This window comes from Pseudomonas sp. CH61 (genome assembly GCF_059429415.1).
Map to the genome: position 1 here is coordinate 3,381,299 of NZ_CM182098.1, position 12,464 is coordinate 3,393,762.

At 61.4% G+C, this 12,464-nt stretch carries 12 protein-coding genes; 4 read left to right on the forward strand and 8 right to left on the reverse strand.

Translation table 11 applies throughout. From position 1 onward, the window contains the following. Window positions 1-22: 22 nt before the first annotated feature. The 5 genes from AC5SEM_RS15060 to AC5SEM_RS15080 all read right to left on the reverse strand — a co-directional run bounded on the left by AC5SEM_RS15060 (window position 23) and on the right by AC5SEM_RS15080 (window position 3,043). Entirely contained in the window at window positions 23-811 is a 789-nt protein-coding gene (locus AC5SEM_RS15060; protein WP_495470683.1) for a fimbrial biogenesis chaperone, read from the reverse strand. 33 nt (window positions 812-844) lie between these two features. Then, on the reverse strand, window positions 845-1,345 hold the full coding sequence (locus AC5SEM_RS15065; protein ID WP_016983916.1) for a Csu type fimbrial protein: 501 nt from the start codon (window positions 1,343-1,345) through the stop codon (window positions 845-847). Between the two features lie 4 nt (window positions 1,346-1,349). Further along, on the reverse strand, window positions 1,350-1,886 hold the full coding sequence (locus tag AC5SEM_RS15070) for a Csu type fimbrial protein (protein WP_064389251.1): 537 nt from the start codon (window positions 1,884-1,886) through the stop codon (window positions 1,350-1,352). Between the two features lie 20 nt (window positions 1,887-1,906). Continuing rightward, window positions 1,907-2,440, reverse strand: a complete 534-nt coding sequence (locus tag AC5SEM_RS15075; RefSeq protein WP_077573667.1) for a Csu type fimbrial protein — start codon at window positions 2,438-2,440, stop codon at window positions 1,907-1,909. Between the two features lie 99 nt (window positions 2,441-2,539). Then, on the reverse strand, window positions 2,540-3,043 hold the full coding sequence (locus tag AC5SEM_RS15080; RefSeq protein WP_177412570.1) for a Csu type fimbrial protein: 504 nt from the start codon (window positions 3,041-3,043) through the stop codon (window positions 2,540-2,542). Between the two features lie 305 nt (window positions 3,044-3,348). Between AC5SEM_RS15080 and zapE the strand changes: the two genes are divergently transcribed. Then, a complete protein-coding gene (gene zapE, locus AC5SEM_RS15085) occupies window positions 3,349-4,479 on the forward strand; it encodes a cell division protein ZapE (protein ID WP_495470684.1) in 1,131 nt (376 codons plus the stop codon). A 215-nt stretch (window positions 4,480-4,694) separates the two neighbouring features. After that, entirely contained in the window at window positions 4,695-6,008 is a 1,314-nt protein-coding gene (locus AC5SEM_RS15090) for a leucine-rich repeat-containing protein kinase family protein (RefSeq protein ID WP_495470685.1), read from the forward strand. A 112-nt stretch (window positions 6,009-6,120) separates the two neighbouring features. On the opposite strand, the gene AC5SEM_RS15095 is transcribed toward AC5SEM_RS15090, so the two are convergent. Continuing rightward, entirely contained in the window at window positions 6,121-6,825 is a 705-nt protein-coding gene (locus AC5SEM_RS15095) for a YebC/PmpR family DNA-binding transcriptional regulator (protein ID WP_102901638.1), read from the reverse strand. A 221-nt stretch (window positions 6,826-7,046) separates the two neighbouring features. On the opposite strand from AC5SEM_RS15095, the gene AC5SEM_RS15100 reads away from it, so the two are divergent. Further along, entirely contained in the window at window positions 7,047-8,444 is a 1,398-nt protein-coding gene (locus tag AC5SEM_RS15100; protein WP_495470686.1) for a type VI secretion system Vgr family protein, read from the forward strand. A gap of 29 nt (window positions 8,445-8,473) precedes the next feature. On the opposite strand, the gene AC5SEM_RS15105 is transcribed toward AC5SEM_RS15100, so the two are convergent. Further along, on the reverse strand, window positions 8,474-9,865 hold the full coding sequence (locus AC5SEM_RS15105) for an FAD-dependent oxidoreductase (RefSeq protein WP_495470687.1): 1,392 nt from the start codon (window positions 9,863-9,865) through the stop codon (window positions 8,474-8,476). 73 nt (window positions 9,866-9,938) lie between these two features. Continuing rightward, window positions 9,939-11,264 carry an MFS transporter gene (locus AC5SEM_RS15110; RefSeq protein WP_077573674.1) on the reverse strand — a complete coding sequence of 442 codons (1,326 nt, stop codon included), beginning with the start codon at window positions 11,262-11,264 and terminating at the stop codon, window positions 9,939-9,941. A 281-nt stretch (window positions 11,265-11,545) separates the two neighbouring features. On the opposite strand from AC5SEM_RS15110, the gene AC5SEM_RS15115 reads away from it, so the two are divergent. Further along, window positions 11,546-12,424 carry a LysR family transcriptional regulator gene (locus AC5SEM_RS15115; RefSeq protein WP_495470688.1) on the forward strand — a complete coding sequence of 293 codons (879 nt, stop codon included), beginning with the start codon at window positions 11,546-11,548 and terminating at the stop codon, window positions 12,422-12,424. The last annotated feature ends 40 nt before the right edge of the window (window positions 12,425-12,464 follow it).

A 12,464-nucleotide genomic window follows, 5' to 3' on the forward strand; every position in this document is an offset into this window, starting at 1 on the left:
AGATGCCCGCGCTACGACTCACTTACTTGGCGGGCGTGATGCTCTGCACCTGTGCCGCGCCATTTACTCGTACCTGCAACGCTGACTCACCGGCCAACGGCCCGGGCGCCGGCCAGCGCATCACCGCGCCGGGAAGCACATAACCCAACAACCCTTCGGCCAATGGCTTGCTCTGCCCGGCCTGTTTGATTGCCACGTCGGTCAGCCGCGCATGCACCGCGCCCTGATTGCGCACTTCCACATAAGGCTTGCCGTCCACGGCTACCGTGCGCCAGCTCAACTGCGGCAGGCCAACGCCCTTGGGATCACGCGCACGGCTGCTGTCCTCTTTGCTCCACAACCCGGCGCCATAGGCAAACAGCGGCACCGAATAACGCATCTGGAAGCGGATCGCTGCGGCGGTTTTGCCGCCGTCAGCGGTTGCAGGTTGCGCGGAGGGAATTTCGTCGATGATGATCCGGTAGGCCAGCTCCTGGCCCGGCGGTACGTCTTTGGTTCGGGTCAGGCGCACCAGTTGTTTCTGCCCCGGTTCGATTTTCGCCACCGGTGGGCTGCCGATCACGTCGCGCTGGTTCTGGTATTGCTCGGCGAAACCACTCTGGCTCCAGCCGAACACGCGGATCTGCAGATTGGCGGTTTCGCTGCCGCGGTTTTCCAGCCACAGCGCACTGGCCTGTTGATCAGCCTCCAGCACCGGATCGATCGGCCAGATCAGCACCGAACTCGCCGCGTGCGCCTGGCTTGCGCCAAGCATGACCATCGTCCACATCACACAGCGCACGAAAGAATGCCGTGACGTCACTGCCCCCATAAAACTGCTCCTTGTCGGCCATTCAACTTCGCCTCACCACGACAGTTGCACCTGCAACACGTCGCTGTACGTCCCCCCAGGCTGATTGCCCGGCAATTGCACCTGACCGTAAATCGGCAGGCTGATGTTGTTCGCGTCGCTGTAAGCCACCGCCACACTCTGGCCAATGCCCAGGCTCTGGCTGTACGCCGCATCGCGAAACAGTGCATACGCCACCCGCGCGCTGCCGCTGTTGACCTGCATGTGCCGGCCGCTGCTGTTGTACTGGCCGCCATCAACGCTCATGTTCAGCGTTACGCCCGGCGTGCATTGCAATTGCACCCCGCCGGTCAGCGCGACCTGCACGGTGCCGGTGGCCAGTGCCGAACGCGAACCGAAATTCAGCCCGCCATAGTTCGACACCCCGCCCACCACCAGACACCCGGCAGTGACCGTGGCACTGACCTGAAAGCTCTGGCTCGTCGCTGCGGTCAGCGGCAGCGGTGCACTGCCGGCACAGAGCAGGAGCAGCGCGGCACAGCCATGGCGGCGCATGGCATCAGAACGTCAGTTCAACAGCGACGGTGTCGGTGTATGTCCCCGCCGGCAAACCGGCCTTGCCCACCGCCTGACCGTAGATGTTCACCGTCTGTGCGACTCCGGTGCTGGCCGCAAGATTGATGGTCCCGTCGATCGCCAGCAGTTGCGAGTGCCCGGCATCGGTGTACAAGTCGTACGGCACGTAATTGGCCACCCCGTCGTACAACGCTCGGGTGCCGCCCGGCGACATGCCGTCATGGGAGCCGGCGCGCACCTTGACCGTCGGCGTGGTGCCACTGGAACAGAGAATCGACAACGCCCCGCCGCCTCCGCCCAACACTTGTCCGGTGGCGGTGGTGAACAGGCTGTTGGCGGTGCCGAAGTTCAACGCACCGAAGTTCAGCCCGGTGGAACCGCCAGCGCCGTTGACCTGACAACTGCTGATCAGAATCAGGCTGGAGGTGATCTGGCCGGTGACCGTGGTGGCGGCGTTGGCACTGGAAACCAGCGCCAGGCCAAGCAATGACAAACCTATCCTTGATGCAAACATACGCATGGTGTCCGTCCTCTCCGGGGTTACCAGTCGAGCGTCACCGTCAGCGTGTCGGTATAGACACCTGCCGGTACCGCGCGGGTATTCGCCACCACCGAGCCAAATACCGGAATGGGTATCTGCGCAGCGCTGGTGACAGCGAAATTGTGTTGCTGGCCGATGCTGTAGCTCCGGGCGCCGGAGGGATCGACGAACAGCTGATAGGGAAGGGTCTGGCGGCCGTTGCTCAGGCGCCGGGTGTTGCCGTCACCGTGGCTGCCGCCGTCGATGGTGACAGTGAAGCCGGTGACCGAAGGATTGCAGGCAACGTTGAGTTTGCCGCTGCTGTCGCCATCCAGACTGGCCTTGATCGGCGCGTTCCAGGTGGGCCCCTGAAGGCCGAAATCGAGGGTGCCGAAATCGCTGACCGGGCTCTCGGGCGTGCTGGTATTGGTAACTTCGCAGCCGGCAATCAGGATCAGCCGCGCATTGATCTGCCCGCTGACCGCCGCTTGCGCCTCGTCTGCGAGCAATGCCAGCGTACCTGCCGCTACCACCATCCAGTGTTTGCCTGTCATTGCGCCCGTCCCTGCTCCCTTACGCTGACTCATTCACCGCGTTCATCATGGAACGCCTTCCTTGCACACCCGCGTCCACCGGGTGTCTTGAAACCGCGATCACCAGGTGACCGTCACCTTGACCAGATCCGAATAACGGCTGACTCGCGGCACTTCAGCCAAGCGTTCGATGCGCGCGTACAACGGTAATTCCACCGTGCCGCTGTCCGGCACCCGTCCGCTGACCGGCACGTCCACCACCAGCGGTACCCGGCGCGCCGCATCCTGATACAAGCGATACGGAATAGGTTTGCTGCCGACCGAACCGGCCATGTAGCGGACCTCACCGACACCGCCATGCAAGCCGCCATCGACGCGCATCTGGTACGGCGTGTCCGGGTTGCACTCCAGCCGTGGCAGGCGCTGATTGGTCAACGCCGCGCCCAATGGCCCGGTCGGGTCGTCAAGGCGCGCGGTGCTGCCGAAGTCGAGCACACCCAGTTGCTCAATGCCGGCGCCACGCTGTTGGCCGATCAACTGGCAGCCGCGCTGCACGTCAACGCGCACTTCGACTTGAAGATCTGCCGCATGAGCAGGCACAACGAGTACCCCCAGCAGGCCCATGACCACTTGTACATTCACTGCGCCGTTCCTTGTCAGTGATCGCTTGCGACGTCGTTTCTGTGATTGAGGTTAGCAACGGTCGACGATTCCGCCAGTCGATTGGATCCAGGGATCGCCCGGGATATGTTTCGAAAGGTTGGCAACCGGTCGAGCCATGTCGCTAAAAATAGCTGTACGCGCGGCACAAATTTGTTCAATAACCGCCCACTGTCGATCCGCTGTGGTGGCTGGCCAGGTCGGCGTCTGGTTACACTGTGTCGCCGCGCTCCCGGGAGCCGGTTTTGACGATCACGGAGACGCCCACAGTGCCTGCCCACCTGCCGAAACGATCGCGACTGATCCAGCGCTGGCCGGCGTTGCGCCGTTGGTTGGGCAAGGGTTTGCCGGCCAGTGTCGGGCATGACGCCAGTGCCCAGTCGATCCATGATTACTTCCGGCACAAGGCCAGTGTGCAGGGTTACACCCTCAGCCACAGCCAGCAGCGCGTCATCGAGTGCATGGCGCAGCAGGCCAGCCTGTTGTTTGGCGCAAGCGGCCGAACTGCGCCAAGCCTGTATCTGTTCGGCGCCGTCGGACGCGGCAAGAGCTGGTTGCTCGATGGCTTCTTTCAGGCCCTGCCGATCACGCAGAAACGGCGCCTGCATTTCCATCAGTTTTTCGCGCAATTGCATCAGGGCATGTTCAGCCATCGCGAGCAGGACGATGCCCTCGAAGTGACCCTCGACGAATTGCTGGAGGATTGTCGGGTGCTGTGTTTCGACGAGTTTCATGTGCATGACATCGGCGATGCCATGCTCATCACCCGGCTGTTCAAAGCATTGTTCAAACGGCGAATTCTGCTGTTGGTGACTTCCAACTATGCGCCGGATGGCCTGCTGCCCAATCCGCTCTATCACGCCCGCTTCAAACCGGTGATCGAACTGATCAATACGCACATGCAGGTGATGGAAGTCGGCGGGCCGCACGATTACCGCAGTCACACGCGCCACTCTGCGCAGCAGTTATTCACTCAGGGCCATTACGTGTGGCCAGCCACGCCAGCGCAACGTGCCACTCTGCAGCTGCCGCCTGCCGATGCGCCAGCCGTTGCGCTAACCGTCGGCACCCGGCAGATTCGGGCTCGCTGGTGTGAAGAGCGAAGTGTCGGTTTTACCTTCAACGATCTGTGTGAACAGCCGACGGCGGTCATGGATTATCTGGAGCTGTGTCGACGTTTCGACCGCTGGATCATTGATGATCTCCCGGAACTGGGAGAATGCCCGATCGCCGCACAACAACGCTTCATCAACCTGATCGACGTGCTGTACGACCAGGACAAGCACCTGACGTTGCTGGGTCGCCTGCCCTTGCGCGAAAGCCTCGACGGCCACGCCATTGACCTGGCGCGCACGCGCAGTCGGTTGGGGCAGTTGCAGGAGATGCACAACGACGACTGAGCACACTGACCCTGTGGGAGCGAGCCTGCTCGCGAAAGCGCGGTATCAGTCAATACATAAGCGGCCGACAGTCCACTTTCGCGAGCAGGCTCGCTCCCACAAAAGGCAGCTGAAGTTTCGCCACCTACCCAATTTCAAATCCGGGTATTGCCGTTATCATGTCGCCCATTCCCGGCGCCCCAGCGGCGCGCCCCTGATCATTAGCGAACCCCAACATGCACACCCTTGCTCAATTGCGCGCCGGCGAGTTGTCGGGCATCACGCGGCTGGATCTGTCTTGCGGACTGACCGAGTTCCCGGTCGAGATTTTCCAGCTGGCCGACACTCTGGAAATTCTCAATCTCAGCGGCAATGCCCTGAGCAGCCTGCCGGATGACCTGCATCGTCTGACGCGTCTGCGCGTGCTGTTCTGCTCCGACAACCCATTCACCGTACTGCCGGTCTGTCTCGGCCAATGCGCGGCGCTGACGATGGTCGGCTTCAGGGCCAATCGCATCGTCAACGTCCCCGCTCAAGCCCTGCCGCCACAACTGCGCTGGCTGATCCTGACCGACAACTGCATCGAAAGCCTGCCGAGCGAACTCGGTGAGCGCCCGGCCCTGCAAAAGCTCATGCTGTCCGGCAATCGTCTGCAAGCGCTGCCGCCTTCACTGAGCAACTGCCATCGACTTGAGTTGCTGCGCATTTCCGCCAACCGCATGACCGAACTGCCGCAGTGGCTGCTCGCGCTGCCGAGCCTGACCTGGCTGGCCTACGCCGGTAACCCGCTGGAAACCGAGGCTGACGACGCCGCACTGGAGGCGACACCGCTAATCGACTGGTCGGCGCTGCGTCTGCAGCAACAGTTGGGTGAAGGTGCCTCGGGGGTGATTTCCCGGGCGAGCTGGCATCGCGACGATGGTTCAGTGATGTCGGTTGCGGTGAAATTGTACAAAGGTGAAATGACCAGCGACGGTTCGCCGCTGCACGAAATGAATGCCTGTATCACCGCCGGCCTGCATCCCAATCTGATCCGCATCGAGGGGCGCATCAGTGGCCATCCCGACGGCCAACAGGGACTGGTGATGCAACTGATCGATCCGTCCTTCCATAACCTCGCCGACCTGCCAAGCCTGGCGTCCTGCTCACGCGATGTGTACGCCGATGATTGCCGGTTCAGTGCCGAGGTGGCGCTGAACATTGCCAGAGGCATCGCCTCGGCAGCGGAGCATCTGCATCAGCAAGGCATCACCCACGGCGATCTCTACGGGCACAACATTTTGTTGAACGAGCGCGGCGATTGCCTGCTCGGGGATTTTGGCGGGGCGTCGTTCCACGCCATTGCCGACACGGCGCAAACACGCGCGCTGCAACGCATCGAAGTACGTGCGTTCGGAATTCTGCTGGGTGAGTTGCTGGCGCGCATCGACTCGGGGTTGAGTGATGAGCGGCGTGCGGTGCTTGAGGAGCTGGAGCGGCGTTGCTGTCAGGCGGAGGTGCTGGCGCGGCCGGGGTTTGCTGAGGTCATGCGGCAACTTGAAGATCTGTGACCGCTGCGCGGTCAATCGCGAGCAGGCTCACTCCTACACTGGATCTGTGGCGTTCACAAATCCCCTGTGGGAGCTAGCCTGCTGGCGATGAGGCCATCACTGACGCGGTCGATCAGCCCGCCAGGCCGACAAACATGTCCTGCACGTCATCATGGTTGTCGAGGCCTTCGAGGAATGCTTCAACCTCAGCCATCTGCTCGTCGCTCAAACCGCTGACCGGGTTCTTCGGCTGGTAGCCGAGTTTGGCCGACAGCACGGTGAAGCCTTGCTCTGGCAGCGCTTTCTGCACCGCATCCAGATCGGTAGGGTCGGTCAGGAACAGGGTTGCGCCGTCTTCGCCCGGCTCGAAATCCTGAGCACCGGCTTCGATGGCGGCCATTTCCGGATCGGCGTCCGGGGTGTCCGGCGAAGCTTCGATCATGCCGACGTGGTTGAAATCCCAGGCCACGGAGCCGGAGGCACCCAGTTGGCCTTTACGGAACGCCACGCGGATTTCGGCGACGGTACGGTTGATGTTGTCGGTCACGCACTCGACGATCAGCGGCACCTGGTGCGGGGCGAAGCCTTCGTAGGTCACGCGATGGTATTGCACGGTTTCACCCAGCAGACCGGCGCCTTTCTTGATCGCGCGATCCAGGGTTTCTTTTGGCATCGAGGCTTTCTTGGCCTGTTCGACCACCAGACGCAGGTGTGCGTTGGTGGTGGTATCGGCACCGTTGCGGGCAGCGATGGTGATTTCCTTCACCAGTTTGCCGAAGATCTTGCCCTTGGCGTTGGCTGCCGCTTCTTTGTGTTTAACCTTCCACTGTGCGCCCATTACTCACTCTCTTGATCTGTGGCGCCGAGACATCTATTGGCCGACGCGTGGCGCCAAGTTTATACGGCCTAAAGTCGGCAATCGACCAAAAAAACACAATGCAGAATCGACATCTTCACCAGTGCTTGTAGGGGGATTCTGAAAAACACCTTTGACATGACCATTCAGCGCTGTGGTTTCGTACCCTCTCAGGCCCGTATTGCCTGACAGAGCCTGTTCGAATGCTCAATGACAAGGAAAGTCCTTTTACCCTGATCCTGACCGACAGCCGCCTGTGCCTGCCGGTGGTGCGTTTTCATGGCGAGGAAGCACTCAACCAGCCCTACCGTTTCGACATCGAACTGATCGGCCTGGCCCCCGCCGTGGCGCCGGGTACCTTCCTGCATCAACCGGCATTTCTGCGCCTGGACGACCAGCATGGGATTCACGGCGTGATCGACAGTGTCAGTTGCGAACATCGCGGCACGCATCGGATCGGCTATCGACTGACCGTAGTGCCACGTCTGCAAAAGCTCGCCCAGCCGAACAAGCGCCGCGTGTTTGTGCAACGCAGCGTGCCGCAGATTCTCCAGCAATTGCTCACGGAAAATGCCCTGCCCGTTGAGGGCTACCGGATTGAAATGACTGTCGGCCAATACCCGCCCCGGGCGTTTTGCATCCAGTACGAAGAAAGCGATCTGGCATTGCTGCACAGGCTGTGTGAAGAAGAAGGCATCCACTACCACTTCGAACACCGAATGGACGGCCACATTGTCGTGTTTGCCGATGACAGCCTGAGCCTGCCGCAAGTACCGGTGCTGATTGCGTTCAAGGCCTGCGAGCAAACTCCCTCACCCTGCGTCAGTGCGCTGTACCAGCATCACCACGCAGCCCCCATCGCCACGCTGCATGCGGTGCGTAATCGAGGGCAACAGGTGATCAGCGTCGATGCCGCCAACCACATCACGGTAAATCCCCTGCCGCCAATACCTTCCCTCGAGCAACGTCACCACGAACAACGCAGCCGTCGGCATCTGGAGCGGCAACGCTGCCAGCACCGCACGATCAATGGCCGCAGTGATCGGGTCGGTTTGCTCAGTGGCCATCTGCTGCAAGTGTCGGCGCATCCGATCAGCCACTTCAACGAACAATGGCGGCTCACGTCGATCCGCCATCACGGGGAACATCCGTCGATTCTTGACCCGAACCCTGCCCTGCACCGCTACCACAACGATTTCACTGCCCAGCCCTGGTCAACCGATTTTCGTCCCGCGCTTAGACAAACCCGCCCCGGCATTGCCGGATATCACCTGGCGCAGGTGTTCGGGCCTGCCGGGCAACCGGCACAACTCGATGAGCAGGGTCGAGTCGCCGTCAGGCTGTGGCCCTCGGAACACCCGCAGGCACTTGATGACGACACGATCTGGTTACCCATCGCCATGACGCGAGCCAATGGTCGAATCGCACTGGACGAACTGCCCTGCGCCGGCAGCGAAGTGTGGGTGAGTTTCCTCGACAGCGACCCGGATCGACCGATCCTGTGTCTGGGCAACTCGCGCAAGCCTACGCCTCGCGAACCACCGCCTGCGCGCGACAGCAGCTTGTTGCTCGACTGGTTGCTCAACAGCGATGCCCGCTGATCCCTTTGTAGGACATCAGCAAAAAGCGCTCAGGCTTTGTCAGCCTTGCCCGCCGCCGCGGCGAATTTCGCCAGACGCACGTCCAGGTGCCGCGGCCGCCGCCCATGATCCTCGGCGCGCTCCTTGCGGCGGATCGCATTGCGCACCATCAACGAGCCGAGATAGCGGATCGGCTCCGGCGGAAAATAGCCCAGCGGCCCGTTGACCAGCGGCGAGCGCGTCCACGGGTTGTCCAGGCCTTGCACCAGTGAAGCGAGAATCTGCCCGCCCATGTGGCACGGGCCGACGCCGCTGCCCGAATAGCCAAAACCGTAAAACACATTGCCGGCGCAGCTCATCTGGCCGAAGAATGGCAAACCGGTGACCGAGCGATCCGACGGGCCGTTCCAGGTGGCATCGACTTTCACATCGGCAAACGCCGGAAAGAAGTCCGCAAGGCTGTTTTTCAGCAGGCCGGCATAAGGCGATGGCTGATCGAACACCGGCAGCATCCGCCCGCCAAACGCGAAGGTGTTGCCGCCCTTGCCGAGCATGATCCGGCCGTCCGGGGTGTTGTGGTAGTAGTGCACGAAAATCCGCGAATCGAGCACTGTCACGCCGCTGGTCAAACCGATTTCCTGCAACAGCTCCGGGCGCGGTTCGGTGATCAGCATGTCGCTGGAGACAATCGCCACGCTGCGTTCGAACTGCGGAAAAGCACGGGCCATCCAGGCATTCATCGCCAGCACCACGCGATCGGCGATCACCGTGCCAGTCGGCGTCTGCAAGCGCGCCGGGCGTCCTTCTTCCAGCCCGGTCATCGCGGTGTTTTCGTGAATCTTCACGCCCAATTGCAACGCCACCCGACGCAAGCCACGCACCAGTTTGCCCGGCTGCACACTGGCCGCTGCCGGCGAGAACCAGCCTTCCAGATGCTTGCTCGAACCGGCCATGCGTTGCACATCGGCGAGCGGACGCTGGGTGAACGAGTTGATGCCATGGAGTTCCAGTGCGGCAATCACCGCATCGGTCGAGCCGACTTGCGCGCGGTTGGTCGCGGTGTACAGCGTGCCGTCGAGGCGATAATCGGCATCGACGCCGTACTGCTCGCAGAACTCACCGATCGCATGGATGCTGCGCTCCGATTCCTTGACCAGACGTACCGCTTCCTCGACGCCAAACAGACGTTCAAGGGTGAAATATTTTGCCGACCATGACAGCGCACAACCACCATTACGCCCACTGGCGCCGGCGCCGCAGATGTCCGCCTCGATTAGCAATACATCAAGTTCGGGGTTCTGTTGCTTGAGCATGATTGCCGTCCACAACCCGGTGTAGCCGCCGCCAACGATGCACACATCGGCGCGTACTTCGCCCTGCAAAGGCGGGCAGGTTTGCGAGTTGTCGGCCTGCAAGGCCTGCTCCAACCAAAACGGTCTCATGGGATTTCTCCAAGTCAGATGGCCACGACCCAGCCTGCCGCGAGCGTCGCAGCAGGCCGCGAGGCACAGGGTTTCAGGAACGCAGGGGTTTGATCGTCAGCGGGCAATTGGGGATAGACGCACGCGGTTCCATCACCCCGACCGGGCGACTGTTCCAGTGCGGAATCAGCACCAGCGCCGAGAACAGCGCACAACCGGCGAAGACGATGAACACCGTCACCGAGTCGAAGTAACCCGGCAGCAAACCGCCCAGCACCGCGCCGACCGAGCCGCAGCCGTTGACGAAACCGGCCGCTGTGGCGCCAGCCTTGGCTTTGCCGAAGTCGATCGCGGCGGCACCGCTGATCATTGAGTCCGGGCCGTACAGGGTCAGGCCCATGACGAACAGCAAAGCGACCACCAGCAAGACACTGCCGGTGTGCAGCGCGCCCATGAACAACGCCAGCGTCACGGTCAGCGCCAACAGACTCAACACGCAGGCCGGCATGCGCCGGGCGCCGAAGAGTTTGTCCGAGGCCAGGCCAATCAGGATCGGCCCGAGCAACCCGGCCAGTTCGAACGAGGTGGGAATGATCGCCGCGCCGACCTTGCCGACACTCGGCATCTGCTCAAAAACAATCACCGGCCCCCACAACAGAATCGCGTAACGCGCCGGTTTCAACATGAAATACGCCAGGCCCAGCACCAGCACCGTGCGGTTACGCAGGATTTCCTTCAACGGCTCCCAGACACTGAGCTTGCTGTTGGCTTCGGTTTCTTCTGCGGTCAGTTCAGGTTCCGGCTCTACCGCCGGCAAGCCGACGTCTTCCGGTTTGTTGCGCTGGAAGATAAAGAACAACACCGCGACCACGGCAACCACCACCGCACTGGAAATGAACGCCGCGTGCCAGGTGCCCATCAAGGTATACGCCCACCAGCCGGCGAACGGCGACGCCACCAGACCACCAAACGCGTAACAGGAACTCCATAGGCCGAGCACCCGCCCGCGCTGCTGAGAGGGGAAGAAACTGCCGAGGTTTTTGCACAATCCCGACCAGCCGGTGGACTGCGCCAACCCCTGAATCAACATGCAGGTGGCGAAGATTGGCAACGTGGCGTAACTGCCCATCACCAGCGCCGCTGCGGCGGAAATCAGCAACCCACCGAGCACCACGACCCGTGGGCCAAAGCGGTCGGCGAGCATGCCCCAGGTGAACTGGCCGAGGGCATAAGCCGCCAGATAAATGGCATCGAGGTTGGCCATGGCCATCTTGTCGAGCATGAAGGTCGGGTCTTCGGCGATGCCCAGTTTGGCCACCGAAAAGGCTTTGCGGGTGAAATAGAAAGCGGCGTACGCCAGCCAGGTAATCGCGAAAATCTGCACGCGCCAACGCGCAATGGTGCCGATGTGCTTGTTCATGGTGGTTCTGACCTCAGGGTGTGAGTGTGCCGGCAGAATCGTTAAGCAAAACGCCTGTGTTTTTATTGTTGAGCACTGCGATATCACCCCGTCCCTAAGGCGATATCGGTCAGATGAGTCCTGCTGTTGCACGCACAGGCTCATGGCCACCGTGCTGCCCGAGCGGGCAGTCAGCGATGGCGTGAGCCGATCAAAGCAATTACTGTTTAATAAATAAAATCGATTTATCGTATTTCACACATAAGCTCAGCTTGTTACTGACTTAACGATCAGGTGACTTCATGTCGGTGTCCCACGCCCAACTCAAAGCCTTCCACGCCGTGGCCGTGCATGGAAGCTTCACCAAAGCCGCCGAGCGCCTTTTTCTCACGCAACCGGCGATATCCGACCAAGTGCGCAAACTCGAAGAGCGTTTCGGCGTTTTGCTGTTCCACCGCAATAAACGTTCCGTGCGCCTGACTGATCTGGGCGAGCGCCTGCTGGCGATCACCCAGCGTCTGTTTGTGATTGAAGCCGAAGCGCAGGAGTTGCTGCAGGAATCTCAGGCCTTGCAGACCGGCAGCCTGATTCTCGCGGTGGATGCGCCAGTGCACGTGCTGCCGCAGATCGCACGGTTCTGTGAGCGTTATCCGGGGATCAGCGTGAAGATCGAGACCGGCAACACCGATGAATCACTGTTTCGTCTGTTCAACTATCAGGCCGATCTGGCGTTGCTCGGGCGCGATGTCAGCGATGAGCGCTTGCTGTGTGTTCCATTGCGTAACGATCCGATGGTGGCGTTCGTTTCGCGTAATCACCCGTGGGCCGAGCGTGAATCGATTTGCCTGGAAGACCTGGATGACACGCCGCTGGTGCTGCGTGAACACGGATCGGTGACAAGGCAGACGCTGGAAGAGGAAATGGCCCGGGCCGGGTTTCGCATTCGCCCGGCGATTCAGGTGGAAGGACGGGAAGCGGCACGCGAGGCGGTGGTGGTCGGGATTGGCGTGGGCGTGGTTTCGGCGGCGGAGTTTGGTGCGGATTCGCGGGTGTGTGCGTTGCCGATTGTCGATTGCACACGACGGCTGACGGAGACGCTGGTGTGTTTGCGTGAGCAAAGCAATCGACGGGTGGTGTCGACCTTCCTCGATATGGTTCGCGACAGTCTCCCCGGTTCCTGATCGTTCCCACGCTCTGCGTGGGAACGCCTCAACGGACGCT